Origin of the sequence: Methylobacterium sp. Leaf85, assembly GCF_001422125.1 — a bacterium.
Classification (GTDB): Bacteria; Pseudomonadota; Alphaproteobacteria; order Rhizobiales; family Beijerinckiaceae; genus Methylobacterium; species Methylobacterium bullatum.
In genome coordinates, this window is sequence record NZ_LMME01000031.1 from 242,106 (window position 1) to 260,977 (window position 18,872).

Sequence of the window (18,872 nt, forward strand, 5' to 3'; positions counted from 1 at the left end):
GGAGCAATGTATGAAACAAGACCAATCGGCCCAAATCAGAGCCGGCAATGGATCGGCCCTCATCTTGGCTGATCTCGGGAAATCCTGTGGACAGCGACGACCTGTCCCTGCACGGGGCGGAACCTCCCCGGCGGCGATCGGTTTGCCATGTCCTCCTCGGGGTCAGCCTCGACCGACGACGATCCGGAGCCTCATGCTGTTTCCCACCGACGATTCCGTGCATCCCCTCGCGCTGAAATTCCACGCCTTCATCAAGGATCAGCCCTTCCCTTGCGTCGGCGCGAAATCCGCCCTTGCCAAGGGCCAACTGAAGGTGCTGGTCGCCCGCGACGTCGCCTCGGGCTGGGACGACACACGGATCTATCCGGCGCTCCTCGCCTTCATCTGTCGCTATCGGGCGAACCCGAAGCTGTTCCAGAGCTTCGCCGTGGTGTTCGAGGACGCGTCGCCCCTGTCCGAGGAGCGGTTCGAGGGGCACCTCTGGGATCGCGTGCAATCCCTGTCCGACAAGGACGCTTTCCTCGGCCAGCGCTACGACAAGCGCGTGCAGGCCGACCCGGACGACCCGCATTTCGCCCTGTCCTTCGGTGGCGAGGCATTCTTCCTCGTTGGGATGCATCCCGGCGCGAGCCGGCCGGCCCGCCGCTTCTCGCATCCCGTCCTCGTCTTCAATGTGCGCGCACAGTTCGAGCAGCTGCGTGAAGAGGGCCGCTACGAGGGGCTGCGCTCGGCGATCCTCGCCCGCGACGAGGCGCTGGCCGGATCGATCAACCCCATGCTGGCCCGGCACGGCGATGCCTCCGAGGCGCGCCAGTACAGCGGCCGCGCCGTCGGCGGCGACTGGGTCTGCCCGTTCCAGGGTCGGGCCAAGGGCGACAACGACCGCCTCGCCGAGGATGGCCGCGATGCCGCCTGACACCGCCCTCCCCCCGATCCGTCGCCAGGAAATCGCGCCCCGCAGCGGCGTCGCCTTCGAGCTCGCCAAGGGCGACCGCCTGACCATCATCGACCCGAAGGGCGAACAGGTGGCAGACCTCCTCGCCTTCTCCGTGGCCGACCGCGACGAGGTTATCTCGTCGGGCCGCACCCTCGACTACGCCAGCCGCATCTACCTCACGACGGGCGATCCGATCTATTCGAACCGCTCCAACGTCCTCCTGCGCATCGTTGAGGATACGGTGGGGCGGCACGATTTCCTGCTTACCCCGTGCTCGGCCGACACGTTCCGGATCATCTATGGCGACACACATCCGCACCACGGCTGTTTCGGCAACCTCGCCGCCGCGCTCGCGCCCTACGGCATCGAACCGGACCGCATCCCGGTGGCCTTCAACGTGTTCATGAACGTCGTGGTGAACGGCGAGACCGGGGAATTGAAGGTCGAGCCGCCCCTGAGCCGGGCCGGCGATCACGTGACCTTCGAGGCCGAGACCGACCTCATCATCGGCCTCACCGCCTGCTCGGCCCTGCAATCGAACAACAATGCCTTCAAGCCGATCCATTACGAGATCCGGCCCGCAGATGCGGCGCCGCAATCGCCCTGACCCTGCGCCTCGTGCTAGGGGCCCCGCTGCCCCGGACACGAGACCAGCGCCATGACGACCACGAAGCCCGCCCTCGCCCGCGCCGTCGCCTATGCCGATGGCGGCTGCGATCCCAATCCCGGCCCCGGCGGCTGGGGCGTGGTGATCGAGGGCCCGGAGGGCAAGGTCGAACTCTGCGGCGGTGATCGTGCCACCACCAACAACCGCATGGAACTGACGGCGGCGATCAAGGCCCTGTCGCATTTCCCCCCCGGCTCGGCGATCGAGATGCGCTGCGACAGCCAGTACGTCATCAAGTCGGTCACCGAATGGATGCGCGGCTGGAAGGCGAAGGGCTGGCGCACCAGCACCGGGCCGGTGAAGAACGTCGAACTGATGCAGGAACTCGACGCCCTCAACGCCGCCCGCGACGTGAAATGGACCTGGGTGCGGGGCCATACCGGCAATGTCGGCAACGAGCGCGCCGACCGGCTGGCGGCACAGGGCCGGCGGCAGGCCCTCGGACTGGCTCCGGCGAGCGAGCCGGTTCCGTCCCCCGCCGTCCCGGCGGTGGTGCCTCCTCCGGGCGTGGCGGCGGAAGCACCGGCTCCTGCCCCCCGCACGACGCAGGTGGCGATCGATCTCGGCCTCGGCCTCGACGTGTCGCGGGGGGCCAAGCTCGCCGGCCTCACGCCCCAGGCCTTCGTCGAACGGGCGATCCGCGTGGCGCTGAAGCTCGGGCCAGACGGCATCGCCCGCGTGCTGGATGGCGGTTCCGCCAAGCCGTGAGCCTTGGGCAAGCCGTGAGCCTCGGGGCGGATTTCTATGCGCGGCCGGCGGCGGCGGTCGCCTCAGACCTGATCGGATGCCGCCTCCTCGTCTCCGGGATCGGCGGGCTCGTGGTCGAGACCGAGGCCTATGACCGGAGCGACCCCGCCTCCCATAGTTTCAACGGCCCGACCCGGCGCAATGCGAGCATGTTCGGGCCGCCGGGCCATGCCTATGTCTACCGCTCCTACGGCATGCATTGGTGCCTCAACCTCGTCTGCGAACCGGGGAGCGCGGTACTGATCCGCGCGATCGAGCCGGGCCAGGGGATCGAGACCATGCGCGAGCGGCGCGGGCTCGACGCGCTCCGCCTCCTCTGCGCGGGGCCGGGCCGCCTGTGTCAGGCCCTGGCGGTGACGAGCCTGCACGACGGCCTTCCTCTCGACCGGCCGCCCTTCCAACTGGAGCGACGGAGCGCAACGCCGGACATCGTGGCCGACCGCCGCATCGGCATCACGCGTGGGGCGGATACCCCCTGGCGCTTCCTCCTCGCGGGATCGGCCTATCTCAGCAAGCCGGTGTCGCGCCGACGGGAATAGGCCGGCGGGAACAGGGCGGAAGTGCCTTCGATGTCGCGGTAATTCCCGGAATCTCGCGGCTCTCCGCCCTCGCCACGTCTGATGTTGCAGCCTATACCGCAGCTTATCCGCGCGAGCGCTCCGCTCTTCGCTTCGCCGGGATCCCCTCCACAACCCATGGATGGCGGTCCCGCCCAACGAGGGTCTTGCCCGAGCCGATGCCGCCTCACCTGCTCCTCGCCACCGCCGCCATCCTGCCCTTCCTCGGCAGTGTCGTGGCGATCTGCCTGCCGGGCCACGCACGCAACGCCGCCGCGATCGTTGCGGGTGTCGTGATGGTGACCTGCCTCGCCTGCATCGGGCTGCTCTACCCCGCCGTCGCCGGCCCGGACCCCGTTATCTGGGCGGTGGACTGGCTGCCGACGCTCGGCGTCCGGTTCGTGCTGCGGCTCGACGGGCTGTCCTGGCTGTTCGCCGTCCTGGTGCTCGGAATCGGCGCGCTCGTGGTGCTCTATGCGCGCTACTACATGGCGGAAGCGGACCCGGTGCCGCGTCTGTTCTCGTATTTCCTCGCCTTCGTCGGCGCGATGCTGGGCATCGTGCTCTCGGGCAACCTGATCCAGCTCTTCGTCTTCTGGGAATTGACGAGCATCGTCTCGTTCCTGCTCATCGGCTATTGGTCCGACAACGCCTCCGCACGGGACGGCGCGCGGATGGCGCTGACCATCACGGCGGCGGGCGGCCTCTGCCTGTTCGTCGGTCTGGTGCTCATCGGGCAGATCGTCGGCAGCTACGACCTCTCGGCGGTGCTCGCCTCGGGCGACGCGATCCGCAACAATCCGCTCTACCTGCCGGCCCTGGTCCTGGTGCTGGCCGGCGCGCTGACGAAGTCGGCGCAGTTCCCGTTCCACATCTGGCTGCCGCGCGCCATGGCGGCACCGACGCCGATCAGCGCTTACCTGCATTCGGCCACCATGGTGAAGGCCGGCATCTTCCTGATGATCCGGTTCTGGCCGGTGCTGGCCGACACCGAGGCCTGGTACTGGATCGTCGGCACCGCCGGCATGATCACGATGCTGGTGGGCGCGTGGAGCGCGATCTTCCAGCACGACCTCAAGGGTCTGCTCGCCTATTCCACCATCAGCCATCTCGGGCTGATCACCCTGCTCCTCGGCCTCGATTCACCGCTGGCCGTCGTGGCGGCGATCTTCCACACGGTGAATCACGCGACGTTCAAGGCCTCGCTGTTCATGGCGGTGGGCATCATCGACCACGAGACCGGGACGCGCGACATGCGCCGCCTCAGCGGCCTGTGGCAGGCCATGCCCTATACCGCCACCCTGGCGATGGTCGCCGCCGCCGCGATGGCGGGCGTGCCGCTCCTCAACGGCTTCCTGTCGAAGGAGATGTTCCTGGCGGAGGCGGTCGACAACGCGGACGGCCACCTGCTCAACCTCGCTTTGCCGGTACTGGCGACGTTGGCGAGCGCCTTCACCATGCTCTATTCCGTGCGCTTCATCCGGCAGGCCTTCTTCGGACCCGCCCCGCACGACCTGCCGCACGCGCCCCACGAGCCGGTCCGCTGGATGCGCATCCCGATCGAGCTCCTCGTCCTCGTCTGCGTCGCCATCGGCCTCGTGCCGAACCTGACGATCGGCCCCCTCCTTGCAGGCGCGGTCCGGGCGGTCCTGGGTGAGCGGACCCCCGATTACGACCTCGCCATCTGGCACGGCTTCAACGCGCCGCTGGCGCTCAGCATGGTGGCGCTGCTGGGCGGCATCGCGCTCTATGTTGCGTTCGGGCGGCGGATCAACACCAACCCCCGCGGCGGACCCTGGCTGATGGACCGGATCGACGGCGGCTGGCTGTTCGAGCGGACCATGACCGGCCTCGTGAACGGCGCGCGCCGCCTGGAAGCCGGGCTCGGCGCCGAGCGCCTCCAGGCGCAGTTGCGCATTCTTTTCCTCACCGTGCTCCTGGCCGCCGTAGTGACGGGAGCGGCACGGGGCCTCGACCTGTTCGCGCCGGGCAAGACCACGGAGTTCGATCCGGCCTTCGCGCTGATGTGGCTCGTGGGCGCGGCCTGCGCCATCGGCGCGGCGGAGCGGGCGAAGTACCACCGGCTGTCCGCCGCCATCTTCGTCGGCGGGGCGGGGCTCGTGAGCAGCCTCACCTTCCTCTGGCTCTCCGCCCCGGATCTCGCGGTGACGCAGATCCTGGTGGAGATCGTCACCACCGTGCTGCTGCTGCTGGGCCTGCGCTGGCTGCCCAAGCGTGACGCGGCGATTCCGGCGCCGGCTTGGGAGAAGACGCGGTCCCGCCGTCGACGGATGATCGATCTCGGCATCGCCGCCTTTGCCGGCCTGGGGCTCGCCGGGCTGGCCTACGCGGTGATGACCCGGCCCGCCGTCGACGGGATCGCCCGCTGGTTCATCGAGGAGGCCTACCCGCAGGCGGGCGGACGCAACGTCGTCAACGTCCTGCTGGTGGATTTCCGGGCCTTCGACACCCTGGGCGAAATCTGCGTGCTGGGCATCGTCGGCCTGACGGTGTTCGCGCTCCTTCGCCGCTTCCGACCCGCCTCCGACAGTCTGGGGCCTCCCAAGCAGCAGGTGAACCACGACGCCTATGACGATGCCCGCGAGGGCCGCGAGCTCGGCGACACCACCGCCGATGCTCTCCTCGTCCCACGCGTGGTGATGACGTGGCTGTTCCCCTTCATCGTCCTCCTCGCCCTGCACCTGTTCCTGCGCGGCCACGACCTGCCGGGCGGCGGCTTCGCGGCGGGCATCGCGCTCACCATCGCCTTCATGCTGCAATACATGGCCCAGGGCGCTCAGTGGGTGGAGGAGCGGCTGCGGATCCAGCCGATCTCGTGGATCGGCATCGGCCTGCTGGTCTCCGTCTCGGTCGGCGCCGGCTCCTGGCTGTTCGGGCGTCCGTTCCTGACCGCCTATTTCGCCTATTGGAAGCCGCCGCTCCTGGGCAAGGTCCCGGTGGCGAGCGCGCTGCTGTTCGATCTCGGGATCATGGTGCTGGTGGTGGGCGCGAGCGCGCTGATGCTCGTCGCCCTGGCGCACCAATCCCTGCGGCGCACCCGCCCCGTCGAGGCGGCGGCGGAGCGGGCCGTCGAGAAGGAGCCCGCCTGATGGAGATCGTGCTGTCCCTGGGGATCGGCGTCTTCGCCGCCTCGGGCATCTGGCTGATGCTGCGTCCCCGCACCTTCCAGGTCGTGCTCGGCATCTCGCTGCTGAGCTACGCCGTCAACCTGTTCATCTTCGCCATGGGCCGGCTGACGGTGGGCGCGCCGCCGGTGCTCGGGGCCGGGGCCGACATCGTCTCCGTGGACGATCCGGTGCCGCAGGCCCTGGTCCTCACCGCCCTGGTGATCGGCTTCGCGCTCACCGCGCTCTTCCTCGTCGTGCTGCTCGCCGCCCGCGGCATCACCGGCAGCGACCATGTGGACGGCCGCGAGCCGCACCTGGCGGAGCCGAATCCAGAGAACCCGCATCCATGAACGCCACGGTTCTGAATGCCCCCCTGGTCAGCGACTGGACCGACCATCTCGTCGTCCTGCCCATCGTTCTGCCGATCGCGGTGGCCGGGGCGATGTTCCTCATGGACGAGCGCCGGAGTCGGCTGAAAGGGGCGCTCAGCCTCGCCACGGTGCTGGCCCTCCTCGGCATATCCCTCATCCTCGTCTGGCGCGCGAGCGAGGCCGCGCAGATCTACCGCCTCGGCAACTGGGCCGCGCCCTACGGGATCGTGCTGGTGGCAGACCGGCTGTCGGCCCTCATGCTGGCGCTCGGCAGCGTGCTGGGCCTGTGCGCCCTGGTCTTCTCCTTCGCCCGCTGGGGCCGGGCGGGGCCGCGCTTCCACGGCCTGTTCCTCCTGCTCCTGATGGGCGTGAACGGCGCCTTCCTCACCGGTGACCTGTTCAACCTGTTCGTGTTCTTCGAGGTGATGCTGGCCGCCTCCTACGGTCTCGTCCTGCACGGATCGGGCGAGACGCGGATCCGGGCCGGCCTCGGCTACATCGCGGTCAATCTCGTCGCCTCGCTGTTCTTTCTCGTCGGCGTCAGCCTCATCTACGGCACGATGGGGACCCTCAACATGGCCGACCTCGCCCGGCGGCTCGCCGCGCCGGAGGCGGGGGAACTCGCCCTGTTCGAAATCGGCTGCGCGATCCTCGGCATCGCCTTCCTGATCAAGTGCAGCGCCTGGCCGCTCGGATTCTGGCTGCCCACCACCTACGCGGCGGCGAGCGCGCCGGCGGCCGCGATTCTCGCGATCCTGAGCAAGGTCGGCATCTACGTGGTGGTGCGCCTGAGCCTGCTGCTGTTCGGGGCCGGCCTGTCGGAGGGGTTCGGACAGACCTGGATTCTCGCCGCCGGGCTCGCGACGATGGCCTATGGCGCCATCGGCATCCTGGCCGCGCGCGACCTCACGCGGGCGGCGGGCTATGCGGTGATGATCTCGTCGGGCACGGTGCTGGCGGCTTTAGGGAGCGGCAATGACGGGGCGCTCTCGGGCGCCCTGTACTACCTCCTCGGCTCCACCCTCGCGGCGGGCGCCCTGTTCCTGCTGGCCGAGATCCTCCAGCGCGGCCGCGACCCGCTGGAGGCCGCCCAGGCCGTCTTCGCCGACGAGTACCGCGACCCGTTCGATGATGCCGACGCCACCGAGATCGGCCGGGCGATCCCGGCGGCCGTGGCGCTCCTCGGGAGCGGCTTCCTCGTCTGCACGCTGATGTTGGCGGGGGTTCCCCCGCTCTCCGGTTTCGTCGGCAAGCTCGCGATCTTCACGGGGCTCACCACGGGCACGATGACCGCGTCCGCCTGGTGGCTCATCACCGCGCTGACCCTGTCGAGCTTCGCCACGCTGATGCCGATGGTGCGGCTTGGGATCAAGAACCTCTGGGTTCCGAGCGACGACCCGCCGCCGGTCCTGCGCCTCTCGGAATTCACCGCTCTCGCCGGCCTGCTCGCCGCCTGTGTGGCCCTCGCCGTCTGGGGCGGCCCGGCCCTCGCCTATGCCGACGACACCGTGCGCTGGCTGGCCCAGCCGCAGGATTACGTTCGCGCCGTCCTCGGGCCGACGCGGGAAGGCGGTGGATCGTGAGCCGCCTCCTGCCCTACCCCATCCTGTCGGCCTGCCTCGCCGCGACCTGGCTCTTGCTGAACGCGCCGCTCTCCCCGGGCAACGTCCTTCTGGCGCTGCTGGTCGGCCTCATGGTTCCCGCCGTCATGCTGGCGCTACGGCCTCCCTCGGTGCGGGTGCGCGCGCCCGGCATCCTCGCGCGGCTCGCCGTGATCGTGCTCTACGACATGGTGCGCTCGAACATCGATGTCGCCCGCATCATCCTCGGGCTTCGCGGGGGCGAGCGGCGGACCGGCTTCGTCACGATCCCCCTCGACATGCGCGCGCCGTTCGGTCTCGCAATCCTGTCGATCATCCTCACCGGCACGCCCGGCACCCTCTGGGTCCAGTACGATTCCGACACGGGCTGCCTACTCATCCACGTGCTCGACTACACGGATGGCGAGGAATGGGTGCGGCGGGTGAAGGACCGCTACGAGCGCCCCCTGATGCAGATTTTCGCCCCATGAGGTACTTCGCATGAGCGCCAACACCGTTCTCGACTGGGGGCTCGGCTTCGCCCAGGGGATGCTGGTTCTCGCCATGGCGCTCGCCGCATGGCGGATGCTGCGCGGCCCCCGCGCGCAGGATCGCATCCTCGGTCTCGACACCCTCTACCTCAACGGCATGCTGGCGGTGGTGGTCCACGGCATGCGCACCGGCAGCGGCCTCTATTTCGAGGCCGCCCTGATCCTCGGCATGATCGGCTTCACCGCCACAGTGGCGCTGGCGAAGTTCCTGATGCAGGGCGAGGTGATCCAGTGAACGGCGCCGAACTGCCCGTCTGGGCCGCGTGGCTGGTGGTGGCGCTGGCGATCGTCGGCGCGGGGTTCTCGCTCACCGGCGCCTTCGGCCTCATCCGCCTCCGGACGTTCTACGAGCGCGTCCATGCCCCCACCCTGGGCGCGACACTGGGCATGGCGCTGATCCTCATGAGCTCGATGCTGCTCCTGTCCCTGATCGAGGGCCGCCTCGTCCTGCGTGACGCGCTAATTGGCGTGTTCCTCACCGTGACGACCCCGGTGACGTTGCTGCTCCTCGCCCGCGCGGCGGCGCAGCGCGACCGCCAAGAGCGCAATCCCGACGCTCCGCCGGAGGTGTGAGACCCCACGCCTCAGGCCTCCACCGCATTCCCCCGGATCAGGTCGCGCCCGGCATAGATCCCGCCCACGGTCTCCATCTCGAGACGCTCGGCGTCGCGGCGGCGGACTTCGGCCATGACTGCGCTGGCGGAATCCGGCTCGTCACCGATGGCCAGGAGCGCCTGCTCGCCGAAGGCCAGGGCGGATTCCAGCGTCTCGCGAAGCTGGTAGGCGACGCCGGCATGGATGAGCTCGATCGCGTGCTCGCGGTCGCGGGCGCGGGCGAGGACGGGCACGAGGGGGAACTCGGCCTTCGCCAGTTCGGCGATGCGCCGAGCGGCCTCGCGGTCGTCGATGCAGATCAGGATCGCCCGTGCTGTGGCGGCCCCGGCCGCGTGCAGGATGTCGAGACGCGTGCCATCGCCGTAATAGACCTTGAAGCCGAATTGTTCGGCGACACGGATATAGGCGGGGTTGGTGTCTATGATCGAGACCGAGCAGCCGCGCGAGATCAGCGGCTGGCTCACCACCTGCCCGAAACGGCCGAAGCCGATGATGAGGGCGCTGCCCACGAGGTTCTCCGGCACCTCGACACCCTCCGTGGAGACCGAGGCCTTGGGGCCGAAGCGGTCGAAGGCGATCACCATCAGCGGCGTGAGGGCCATGGAGAGGATGATCGTCGCCGTCAGGATGGCGTTGGTGGTGCCGTCGATGATGCCGGCGCTCGCGGCGGCGGCATAGAGCACGAAGGCGAACTCGCCGCCCTGAGCCATCAGGGCCGCACGCTCCATCGCCTCGGGATGCGAAGCGCGCAGGAGGCGGGCGACGGCGTAGATGACGACGCTCTTCACCACCATGTAGGCGGCGACGCTCGTGAGGATGAGCGCCCAGTTCGCGGCGATGACCGTGAGGTCGAGGGACATGCCCACGCCGAGGAAGAACAGGCCGAGCAGGATGCCCCGGAACGGCTCGATATCGGCCTCCAGCTGGTGCCGGAAGCTCGATTCCGAGAGGAGGACGCCCGCCAGGAATGCACCCATGGCCATGGACAGCCCGCCGAGCTGCATGGCCAGGGCCGAGCCGAGCACGACGAGGAGGGCCGCCGCCGTCATCACCTCGCGGGCCTTGGAAGCGGCCAGCAGGCGGAACAGCGGGTTGAGCAGCCAGCGCCCCGCCGCCACCAGGGCGGCCACCGACCCGAGGGCGACGCCGATGCCATAGACGCGGTCCATCGTGCCGGTCGCCTGCCCGCCGGGGGCCAGCAGCGCGACGATGGCGAGGAGCGGCACGATGGCGAGGTCCTCCAGCAGGAGGATCGCCACGATGCGCTGGCCCTTCGGCGTCGAGAGCGACCCGCGCTCTTCGAGAAGCTGCATGACGATGGCGGTGGAGGTGAGGACGAAGCCGGTGCCGGCCACGAACGCGATGGCAGGCGAGAACCCCATGGCGATGCCGACGAGCATGAGCGCGGCGATGCAGACGCCGACCTGGGCGAGGCCGAGGCCGAAGATCTCGCGCCGCATGCCCCAGAGCCGCGACGGCTCCATCTCCAGCCCGATGATGAACAGGAACATCACCACGCCGAGTTCCGCCACATGCAGGATGGCTTGGGCATCCGAGAACAGGCCGAGGCCGAACGGGCCGATGGCGAGCCCCGCCACGAGGTAGCGGAGGACGGAGCCGAGGCCGATCCGCTTGAACACAGGCACCGCGACGACGCCGGCGGCGAGCAGCGCCACGACCTGGACGAGTTCACTCGCGGCACCGGATGCTTCAACAGCCATGATGTCGACATGTCCTCTCGGAGGGGATTCGCGGGCGAGGCCCCATCGGCCCCGCCCCGTTTTCACGCATCAGGGGTAGCGCACGGGCGGAGGCGATTCGGGCAAGGGGATGAACTCGGATTCGCCGGGCACGGTGTCGAACCGGGCCTGGCGCCAATCCTCCTTGGCCTGCTCGATCCGCTCCGGCCGCGAGGAGACGAAGTTCCACCAGAGATGGCGCGGCCCGTCCATGGGCTCACCGCCCAGGACCATGAAGCGCGCGGCCTCGGTGGCCCGCACGCTGATGCGGTCGCCGGGATTGAAAACGAGGAGCTGGCCGGGGCCGAACCCGTCGCCAGCGATGTCGATGGCGCCGGAGACGGTGTAGATCGCGCGCTCGTCATAGGTCGGGTCGAAGGGCAGCACAGCGCCGGCCTCGAGCATCACGTCGGCATAGACCATCGGGCTCGACGTCCGCACCGGCGATCTGGCGCCGAAGGCCTCGCCGGCGATCAGCCGGACGATTTTGCCCTCGCCGGTGAGGACCGGCAGCGCATCCGCGTCGTAATGTTCGAAGGCGGGGGCGGTCTCCTCGTCCTTGCCGCTGAGCGCGACCCAGGCCTGAATGCCGAACAACTTCGAGCCGGTCCGGCGCAGCCCGGCGCCGGTCCGCTCCGAATGGGTGATGCCGCGACCGGCCGTCATCCAGTTGAGCTCGCCCGGACGGATCGGCAGTTCGGTGCCCAGGCTGTCCCGGTGCATGATCTCGCCGTCGAACAGGTAGGTGACGGTGGAGAGGCCGATATGCGGATGCGGCCGCACGTCCATGCCCTGGCCGAGCAGGAACTCGGACGGCCCCATCTGGTCGAAGAAGATGAAGGGACCGACCATCCGGCACTGCGTCGACGGCAGGGCCCGCCGCACGGAGAACGAGCCGAGATCCCGCGAGCGGGGAACGATCAGGGTCTTGATCGCGTCGCAGGAAAAGTGATCGCCCGGAGCCGGGTCGTCCGCACTGTGCCAGCTCATCGCCCGTTTCCCTTCTGCTCGGTCCGACTGAAATGTATCGCGGCTCACAGGGCAAGCTCGGCCTGGATCCACACGACCGTCTCCATCGGCCCTCACGATCGGGCCGGGAAATACGCTCGCATGGGGCACCAGGTCTTGAAGAAAGCCGGCATGTCCGCACCGGCATCGTTATCTGGCCCATTCGAGCGGAATGAAATAGAAACGATGGAAACCGATCGTTTCCAGAAACGCATTTTCCGGTCCTGGTCGTGGAGACTGCGGGTGAGGTTCAGAGAGCGGCAATAACGATTCAAGCCGCCACGGCCGAGCGGTTAACATTCCGCTATGATCTCAAAACCCGAAAACGATCCGGGTTAAGAACCCTTAAACCCGCCGTATTTACCGTGCGGTACCTGAGCCTCTCGGATCACGGGGCGCTCACAGGTTCAGACGAAACGCATGGCGAACGGACGCAAGGGACGCGGGCGGGAGGAGCCGAACTTCGACGTGCCCGGAGGGCGCATCGGTGGGCGCGGCGACCTCGACCTGCGGCTCAGCGGCGACGATCGCGCCGGAGGCGGTGTGGGCAGACGCGCGACGAGCAGCAACGGCCAGGGCGAAGGCCCCCGGCGCCCCTCGGCGCGGGCCAAGGCACCGGCCCGCAAGCCGCGCCGGCGCTCGTTCCTGGGCGGTCTCTTCTATGGCACCCTCGTTCTCGGCCTGTGGGGCGTCATCGCCATCGCGGGGCTGGTGGCCTACCACGCCTCGCAACTGCCGCCGATCGACCAGCTCGCCGTTCCGAAGCGCCCGCCCAACATCGCGATCCTGGCCAGCGACGGCTCGCTCCTGGCCAATCGCGGCGAGACCGGCGGACGGGTGGTGAGCATCGCCGAGCTGCCGCCCTATCTGCCGCGTGCCTTCGTGGCGATCGAGGACCGGCGCTTCTACAGCCATTTCGGCGTCGACCCGGTGGGCATCGCCCGCGCCGTGGCCCAGAACGTCACCCGCCGCGGCGTCTCGCAGGGCGGATCGACCCTGACCCAGCAGCTCGCCAAGAACCTGTTCCTGACGCCGGAACGCTCGGCCTCGCGAAAAATCCAGGAGGCGATCCTCGCCCTGTGGCTGGAGCACCGCTACACCAAGGACGAGATCCTCGAACTCTACCTGAACCGGGTCTATTTCGGCGCCGGCGCCTATGGCATCGAGGCCGCCGCCCAGCGCTATTTCGGCAAGCCCGCCAAGGCGGTGACGCTGGCGGAAGCCGCCATGCTCGGCGGCCTCGTCCAGGCGCCCTCGCGTCTCGCGCCCAACCGCAACCTGCCCGCCGCCCAGGCGCGGGCGGCCCAGGTGCTCGCGGCCATGGAGGAACTCGGTTTCGCCAAGCCCGCCGAGGTGAAGCTGGCGCTGGCGACACCGGCACGGCCGGCGAGCAGCCGTGGCGGCGGCTCGGCCAATTACGTGGCCGATCTCGTCATGGACGTCCTCGACGACTTCCTGCCGAAATTCGACACCGACATCGTCGTCACCACCACCGTCGACACCCGCCTTCAGGGCGCGGCCGAGAAGGCACTGGTGGACGAGCTGAACCAGAAGGGCTCGCGCTACAACGTCGCCCAGGGGGCCGTGGTCTCGATGAGGCCGGACGGCGCGATCCGGGCGCTCATCGGCGGGCGCGATTATTCCCAGAGCCAGTTCAACCGGGCCACCACCGCCAAGCGCCAGCCGGGCTCCTCGTTCAAGCCCTTCGTCTATCTCGCCGCCGTGGAGCGGGGCCTGACCCCGGACACCGTGCGCGACGACGCGCCGATCAGCATCAAGGGCTGGAACCCGGAGAACTATTCGCGCGACTATCGCGGGCCGGTCCCCTTGCGCGAGGCGCTGGCGCTGTCGCTCAACACCGTGGCCGTGCGCCTCGGCCAGGAAGTCGGCCCGAAGGCGGTGGTGCAGGCGGCCCAGCGCCTGGGCATCTCCTCGCCGCTGCAGGCCAACGGCTCACTGGCGCTCGGCACCTCGGAAGTGACCCCGCTGGAAATGGTGGGCGCCTACGCCGCCTTCGCCAATGGCGGCACGGGCGTGAACCCCTACGTCATCGCCAACGTGAAGAGCACGACGGGCAAGGCGCTCTACCAGCGCAAGGACACCAATCTCGGCCGGGTGATGAATGCCGAGACCGTCTCGATGATGAACGCGATGATGCACGAGACCTTCGTCTCGGGCACCGCGAAGAAGGCCGAGGTTCCGGGATGGGACCTCGCCGGCAAGACCGGCACGAGCCAGGATTTCCGCGATGCCTGGTTCATCGGCTACTCGTCGACCCTCGTCACCGGCGTCTGGCTCGGCAACGACGACGGCGAATCCACCAAGAAGGTCTCCGGCGGCAACCTGCCCGGCGAGATCTGGAAGACCTACATGACCGTGGCCCTCAAGGGCCAGACTCCGACGATGCTGCCGGGCGCCAACCATTGGCGCAACCGCGCCCCGGCGGAGGTTCCCGCCACCACCGGGACCGCACCGGGAGGCCTCATCGGCGCCCTCCTCGGAGAGCCGCAATCCGCCGCCCCGCCGCCCCGCGTTGCCGCCAACCAGCGCGCCCGCGGGCCGAGCCAGGACGACCGGAATTTCCTAGAGAAGCTGTTCGGCGTGGGAGAATAGGCGCGGGAGGGAAGCGCTTTCCGGCAGCCGCGAGCTGTCGGAACCGGGCCGGTCTCTACAGTCCGGCGATGCCCTTCAGCGCCGCGTTAATCCGGTCCTGCCAGCCTGGGCCGTCCTTCTGGAAATGCTCCAGCACGGCGCGGTCGAGGCGCAGGGACACCATCTCGCGGGCACCGGGCGGGCTGAGCGGCGCGGCGGGGGCGCGTTCGACGGGTTTGGGAGTGTCGGGCGCCTTGGTGGTGGCGGCCTTGAAGGCGGCTTCCGCCGCCTGGCGGGGGTCGCTGGCGCGACGGGTCCGATCGAATGCCATGGGTCGGTTTCCTGGTAAGGCTGTCTGGCTCAGCTCGCGGAGCGCTTGCGTTTGGGGGCCGGCGCGGGAGCGGCAGCCTTCTCCGCGGCCTCGGCGGCTTCCTTGGCAAGGCGAAGGGCGCGCAGCTTCACGGTGCGCTCGTCGATCTCCTTCACCGATTGCAGATGCTCCGCCATGGCCTGCGCGCCTTCCTTGGCCATCCGCTCCGCGCGCTCGGCGCGCTCTTCGGACCGGGTCCTGGCGTCGGTTTCGTCGCTCATCGTCGTCCTTCCTGGCTCCCCTCGCCCCGCCGCCCGCGCAACGACCGCATCATTCGCCAGGGCGGAGGCGGCAGCGGCGGATGAACCGCTCGTGCCCGCTCGCGCGGCGCATCATGTCGACGATCGAGACGAGTGCCGGCGGACGTGAAATTCCGCGATCGGCAGCGAGGAAGGGTGATCCACACACCCTTCGCACGGGACCGGCTTCAGGCGGGATCGCCGGGACATAGCACGTCCGGGCACCAAAAAGCGAACCCTGGCAAGGACTCGCGGGGGTCGCGGAGGTAAATCCCGGTGGATGTCCCCGTCAAAACGCCGCGATGAGGACGATTCCGGCCACCATCAACGCTGCGCCCGCGATCCGTGCCTTGACGGCGCGGTGCTTCGGCATCCCGAGCCAGCCGAAATGGTCGATGGCCAGCGACGTCAGCAGGTTGGCGGTGATGAGCAGCCCGTTGAAGGCGCCGGCCCCCACCTTGTCGACGAAGAGAAGGCCGCCGAACACCGCCACCGCCCCGGCGATGCCGCCGAGCGGCGCCCACCACGGCATTCCCGCGAGGTCGTCGCGGGTCGGGAGCGGGACCGGACGGATCGCCAGCATCGCGACGAAGACGAAGACGATGGGCAGGAACGAGACCGCCGCCGCGAGCCACGGATTGACGAGCGCGCCGCGAAGCGCCGCGTTCATGGTGACGCCGATGGCCTGAAGGGCGCCGGCGACGAGGATGAAGGGATAGAACAGGGGGCCGGTCATGTGCGTGGGATCTCCATCGGTGCGGACGGGAGGCCTCAGAACCGGGCGATGAGGACGATGCCGCCCACCATCAGGCCGCCGCCGAGGAGGTGCAGCAGCCCCTGCGGGTTCGCCTGCATGCCGAGCCAGCCGAAATGATCGATGGCCAGCGATGTCAGGATGTTGGCGGTGATGAGCAACCCGTTGAACGGCCCGGCTCCGACCTTGTCGACGAAGGCGAGGCCGCCGAACACCGCCACCGCTCCGGCAAGCCCGCCCAACGGTGCCCACCACGGCATGCCGCCGAGCTGTTCCAGGCTGGGCAGCGGCGTCGGCATCACCACGAACAGCGTGACGAAGACGAAGACGATGAGCGAGAACGAAACGGAGGCCGCGAGCCACGGATTGACGAGGGCCACGCGCAGGCGCGCGTTCATGGAATTGCCCGCCGCCTGAAGCGCGCCGGCGACCAGTATGAAGGGATAGAGCAGGGCCGCGTTCATGTCGGGTCGTCCTCGGAATGGGGATCAGTGCAGGAGGAGCAGGCCGGCCAGGGCGAGGATGAGGGCCGGTGGCATCACCAGCAGGCCGAGCTTGAGGAAGCGCCAGAAGCCGACATCCTCCCCTTCGCGGCGGATGGCGGTGAGCCACAGGATGGTGGCGAGGGATCCGGTCACCGACAGGTTGGGGCCGAGATCGATGCCGATGAGGATCGCCCCGGCGACCTTCTCGGAGACGTCTGCCTGCTGCACGGCCGCCCCCGCGATCAGGCCGGCCGGCAGGTTGTTGACGAGGTTGGAGAGCACCGCCACCAGGGTTCCGCCGCCCCAGGCCGCGGCATCGGGCGAGGCTTGTGCCGCCCGCTTGAGGTGATCGGCGAGCAGGGTCAGGACACCGGTCTTCTCCAGGGCCTCGACCAGCACGAACAGCCCGGCCACCAGGGGCAGCACGCCCCAGGACACGTCCTTGACGACCTCCACCGCTCCGCCCCGCTTGATCGCGAGGACGAGGAGCGTGGTGGCGAGGCCGGCGACGAAGGTCGGCAGGCCGAGTTCGAGATCGTAGGCCGAGGCGGCGATGAGGGCCCCGGCGGTGGCGACGATGCCGAGACCGGCGACCTTGCCGGTGCCCGAGAGGGGCGTCGCCTCGACGTCCCGGGCGAGCAATTGCTGCCGCAGGACGGAGTTCTGGGTCAGGCGCAGGACGATGTAGGTGGCGACGATGGCCAGGATTGAGGGCAGCGCGAACCGCGCCAGCCATTCGCTGAGCGGCGGCATGTGCGCAGCATAGACGACGAGGTTGGCCGGGTTCGAGATCGGCAGCACGAAGCTCGCCGCATTGGCGATGAAGGCGCAGATGAAGAGGTAGGGCAGCGGCTCGGCCTCCGCCGCCTTGGCCGCGGCATAGACCGCCGGGGTCAGCACGACGGCGCACGCATCGTTGGAGAGGAACACCGTGACCACGGTGCCGACGAGGTAGACCAGCAGGAACAGGCGCGTCGCCGACCCCCTGGCCTGGCGCACGGCGATGCCGGCGAGCCAATCGAACAGGCCCTCCTTCCTGGCGATCTCTGCGAGCAGCATCATGCCGACGAGGAACAGGTAGACATCCGTCCCCTTGCGCACGCCGTCCCAGGCCGCTTCCGGCGAGATCAGGCCCAGCACCAGCAGCGCCCCGGCTCCGAGCACGGCCCAGACAGCCTCCGGCCAGGCGAAGGGCCGGGTGATGACCCCGATTGTCGCCAGTCCGGCGATGATCCAGGTCGCCAGATGCGGCGTCACGGGGAGTGCGAACATGGGCGGGCGAAATCCTGTCAGGGTCGAGGGAGCGGCGTGACGACTACCAGTGTCGGCCGTTCCGATTGGGTCCGAGCTGGGTACCGAGGAGGCCCTTCTCGGGCCAGGCGCCGATGGAATCCGCGTCGCTGCCGATCCCCTTCGAGACCGGCAAGCGGGACCGGTCGGTGGCGGGCTCCACGACGTCCTGTCCCGTGCCCCCGGCCGCATCCGAGGCCCGCACGGTGAGGCGGCGCGCCGCCGCGTCCCAGGGGATCGACGCACGGTAACGCCGGTCGCCGTCGGCGCGGGTCATCGCCTGCCACGGCCCGCCATCGACGCTGACCTCGCAAGCGGTGACGGCGGAGGCACCGAGGACGAGCGCGCGCACCTCCACCGTGTCGCGCACCCGGTGCCCGTCGTCATGGGCGAGGCGCCGGTCGGCGGGGGCGGTGACGAGGACGAAGGGCCAGGGCTCGGCCAGTTCCTTGAAGCGCCAGCTGACGACGCCGCCATCGATCGCCGCGATGGCATAGCCGACCGGCCCTTCCTCGACCTGCCCGGTGGAGCGCGTGGCCGCGAAGATGGTGCGACCGTCATTGGCGAGCTCGTTGTAATGGGTGTGGCCCATTTCCACGAGGCGCACGCGCGACTGCGAGACGAGATGGCCGACGCGGACGGCCTCGCCCTCGCCTTTCAGGTCTGCGGGGTAGCTGTGCATGAACAGGGCGCAGTCGAGACCGTCGCGCTCGGCCAGCTGGATCTCGCCTTCGAGCCAGGCGAGCTGTGCGTCGCCCAGGCGGAAATCCGGACCGCCGGTTCCCGGCCCGCACATGTCGAGGAAGAGACAGCGGATGCCGGAGATGTCGGTGGCGTAGGGAAGTGGCCGTGCGCCGAGGCCGGCATGGAAGGCATCGAGGCTGCCGCCCTCCATGTCGTGATCTCCCGTGATGACATGGACGGGGAGCGAGAATCCCAGGAGGCCCTGGCGGACGAGGGCATATTGCTCGGGCAGCCCGTTCTCGGCGTTGTCGCCGGGCAGGTACGCGAAATCGAGCCCCTCGACCGCGCCGAGTTGTGCGACGATGGCGAGGAAATCGCGGGCGTTCTCGAGATGCCCCTCGGTGAGGTGCAGATCGCCGAGATGGGCGAAGGCGAGGATATCGTCCCGTGCGCTCGCGGGATGGGTCATGGCGGGATGGGTCATGGCGGAATGGGTCATGGCATGTCTCGCTTCACGGCCCGTCATGTGACGCGCCCGGCCACGGCTTGAGCCGGCGG

17 protein-coding genes and 1 pseudogene are annotated in these 18,872 nt (G+C 69.2%); 11 read left to right on the forward strand and 7 right to left on the reverse strand.

What is annotated here, in order from left to right:
- Positions 1–193: 193 nt before the first annotated feature.
- The 10 genes from gntA to mnhG all read left to right on the forward strand — a co-directional run bounded on the left by gntA (position 194) and on the right by mnhG (position 9,111).
- The gene (gene gntA, locus ASF08_RS17440; protein ID WP_056147696.1) at positions 194–916 is read left to right on the forward strand and encodes a guanitoxin biosynthesis heme-dependent pre-guanitoxin N-hydroxylase GntA; all 723 of its coding nucleotides are present in this window, start codon (positions 194–196) and stop codon (positions 914–916) included.
- Positions 897–1,544 (forward strand): DUF1989 domain-containing protein, encoded by a 648-nt coding sequence (locus ASF08_RS17445; RefSeq protein WP_056147698.1) that lies wholly within the window; start codon positions 897–899, stop codon positions 1,542–1,544. Before gntA ends, ASF08_RS17445 begins: the two co-directional genes overlap by 20 nt.
- A 51-nt stretch (positions 1,545–1,595) precedes the next feature.
- Positions 1,596–2,312, forward strand: coding sequence for a ribonuclease HI (rnhA, locus tag ASF08_RS17450; protein WP_018041834.1), 717 nt, complete (start codon positions 1,596–1,598; stop codon positions 2,310–2,312).
- Between the two features lie 14 nt (positions 2,313–2,326).
- Entirely contained in the window at positions 2,327–2,890 is a 564-nt protein-coding gene (locus tag ASF08_RS17455; protein WP_082473256.1) for a DNA-3-methyladenine glycosylase, read from the forward strand.
- Positions 2,891–3,087: 197 nt separating this feature from the next.
- The gene (locus ASF08_RS17460; RefSeq protein WP_056147706.1) at positions 3,088–6,018 is read left to right on the forward strand and encodes a monovalent cation/H+ antiporter subunit A; all 2,931 of its coding nucleotides are present in this window, start codon (positions 3,088–3,090) and stop codon (positions 6,016–6,018) included.
- Positions 6,018–6,386 (forward strand): Na+/H+ antiporter subunit C, encoded by a 369-nt coding sequence (locus tag ASF08_RS17465; protein ID WP_018041828.1) that lies wholly within the window; start codon positions 6,018–6,020, stop codon positions 6,384–6,386. Before ASF08_RS17460 ends, ASF08_RS17465 begins: the two co-directional genes overlap by 1 nt.
- Entirely contained in the window at positions 6,383–7,990 is a 1,608-nt protein-coding gene (locus ASF08_RS17470) for a monovalent cation/H+ antiporter subunit D (RefSeq protein WP_056147709.1), read from the forward strand. Before ASF08_RS17465 ends, ASF08_RS17470 begins: the two co-directional genes overlap by 4 nt.
- Positions 7,987–8,478, forward strand: coding sequence for a Na+/H+ antiporter subunit E (locus tag ASF08_RS17475; RefSeq protein WP_056147712.1), 492 nt, complete (start codon positions 7,987–7,989; stop codon positions 8,476–8,478). The genes ASF08_RS17470 and ASF08_RS17475 overlap by 4 nt, the downstream gene beginning before the upstream one ends.
- Positions 8,479–8,488: 10 nt before the next feature.
- Entirely contained in the window at positions 8,489–8,773 is a 285-nt protein-coding gene (locus tag ASF08_RS17480) for a K+/H+ antiporter subunit F (RefSeq protein ID WP_018041825.1), read from the forward strand.
- The gene (mnhG, locus tag ASF08_RS17485) at positions 8,770–9,111 is read left to right on the forward strand and encodes a monovalent cation/H(+) antiporter subunit G (protein ID WP_018041824.1); all 342 of its coding nucleotides are present in this window, start codon (positions 8,770–8,772) and stop codon (positions 9,109–9,111) included. The genes ASF08_RS17480 and mnhG overlap by 4 nt, the downstream gene beginning before the upstream one ends.
- Positions 9,112–9,122: 11 nt before the next feature.
- Here the strand turns inward: mnhG and ASF08_RS17490 are convergent, their stop codons facing one another.
- Together ASF08_RS17490 and ASF08_RS17495 are read right to left on the reverse strand one after the other, a co-directional pair.
- Entirely contained in the window at positions 9,123–10,874 is a 1,752-nt protein-coding gene (locus tag ASF08_RS17490; protein ID WP_056147714.1) for a monovalent cation:proton antiporter-2 (CPA2) family protein, read from the reverse strand.
- Between the two features lie 69 nt (positions 10,875–10,943).
- Positions 10,944–11,882: a pirin family protein gene (locus ASF08_RS17495; protein ID WP_056147717.1), complete on the reverse strand. Its 939-nt coding sequence runs from the start codon at positions 11,880–11,882 to the stop codon at positions 10,944–10,946.
- Between the two features lie 438 nt (positions 11,883–12,320).
- Here ASF08_RS17495 and ASF08_RS17500 point away from each other — a divergent pair, with 438 nt between their 5' ends.
- Positions 12,321–14,513 carry a transglycosylase domain-containing protein gene (locus ASF08_RS17500; RefSeq protein WP_056147720.1) on the forward strand — a complete coding sequence of 731 codons (2,193 nt, stop codon included), beginning with the start codon at positions 12,321–12,323 and terminating at the stop codon, positions 14,511–14,513.
- A 55-nt stretch (positions 14,514–14,568) separates the two neighbouring features.
- On the opposite strand, the gene ASF08_RS17505 is transcribed toward ASF08_RS17500, so the two are convergent.
- The 5 genes and pseudogenes from ASF08_RS17505 to ASF08_RS17530 form a co-directional block, all read right to left on the reverse strand.
- On the reverse strand, positions 14,569–14,823 hold the full coding sequence (locus ASF08_RS17505; RefSeq protein ID WP_056147723.1) for a BrnA antitoxin family protein: 255 nt from the start codon (positions 14,821–14,823) through the stop codon (positions 14,569–14,571).
- Between the two features lie 29 nt (positions 14,824–14,852).
- Complete coding sequence (locus ASF08_RS17510) at positions 14,853–15,083, reverse strand: hypothetical protein (RefSeq protein WP_018041817.1); 231 nt, start codon at positions 15,081–15,083, stop codon at positions 14,853–14,855.
- A gap of 307 nt (positions 15,084–15,390) precedes the next feature.
- Positions 15,391–16,319, reverse strand: a pseudogene (locus ASF08_RS26130) (DMT family transporter).
- Between the two features lie 24 nt (positions 16,320–16,343).
- The gene (locus tag ASF08_RS17525; RefSeq protein WP_056147736.1) at positions 16,344–17,612 is read right to left on the reverse strand and encodes an arsenic transporter; all 1,269 of its coding nucleotides are present in this window, start codon (positions 17,610–17,612) and stop codon (positions 16,344–16,346) included.
- Positions 17,613–17,655: 43 nt separating this feature from the next.
- The gene (locus ASF08_RS17530; protein ID WP_244474567.1) at positions 17,656–18,813 is read right to left on the reverse strand and encodes a metallophosphoesterase; all 1,158 of its coding nucleotides are present in this window, start codon (positions 18,811–18,813) and stop codon (positions 17,656–17,658) included.
- Between the last annotated feature and the right edge of the window lie 59 nt (positions 18,814–18,872).

Coding starts and splice junctions, on each gene's coding strand:
- gntA (WP_056147696.1), top strand. CDS start 194: ATGCTGTTTCCCACCGACGATTCCGTGCATCCCCTCGCGCTGAAATTC.
- ASF08_RS17445 (WP_056147698.1), top strand. CDS start 897: ATGGCCGCGATGCCGCCTGACACCGCCCTCCCCCCGATCCGTCGCCAG.
- rnhA (WP_018041834.1), top strand. CDS start 1,596: ATGACGACCACGAAGCCCGCCCTCGCCCGCGCCGTCGCCTATGCCGAT.
- ASF08_RS17460 (WP_056147706.1), top strand. CDS start 3,088: ATGCCGCCTCACCTGCTCCTCGCCACCGCCGCCATCCTGCCCTTCCTC.
- ASF08_RS17465 (WP_018041828.1), top strand. CDS start 6,018: ATGGAGATCGTGCTGTCCCTGGGGATCGGCGTCTTCGCCGCCTCGGGC.
- ASF08_RS17470 (WP_056147709.1), top strand. CDS start 6,383: ATGAACGCCACGGTTCTGAATGCCCCCCTGGTCAGCGACTGGACCGAC.
- ASF08_RS17480 (WP_018041825.1), top strand. CDS start 8,489: ATGAGCGCCAACACCGTTCTCGACTGGGGGCTCGGCTTCGCCCAGGGG.
- ASF08_RS17490 (WP_056147714.1), bottom strand. CDS start 10,874: ATGGCTGTTGAAGCATCCGGTGCCGCGAGTGAACTCGTCCAGGTCGTG.
- ASF08_RS17495 (WP_056147717.1), bottom strand. CDS start 11,882: ATGAGCTGGCACAGTGCGGACGACCCGGCTCCGGGCGATCACTTTTCC.
- ASF08_RS17500 (WP_056147720.1), top strand. CDS start 12,321: ATGGCGAACGGACGCAAGGGACGCGGGCGGGAGGAGCCGAACTTCGAC.
- ASF08_RS17505 (WP_056147723.1), bottom strand. CDS start 14,823: ATGGCATTCGATCGGACCCGTCGCGCCAGCGACCCCCGCCAGGCGGCG.
- ASF08_RS17510 (WP_018041817.1), bottom strand. CDS start 15,083: ATGAGCGACGAAACCGACGCCAGGACCCGGTCCGAAGAGCGCGCCGAG.
- ASF08_RS17525 (WP_056147736.1), bottom strand. CDS start 17,612: ATGTTCGCACTCCCCGTGACGCCGCATCTGGCGACCTGGATCATCGCC.
- ASF08_RS17530 (WP_244474567.1), bottom strand. CDS start 18,813: ATGACCCATTCCGCCATGACCCATCCCGCCATGACCCATCCCGCGAGC.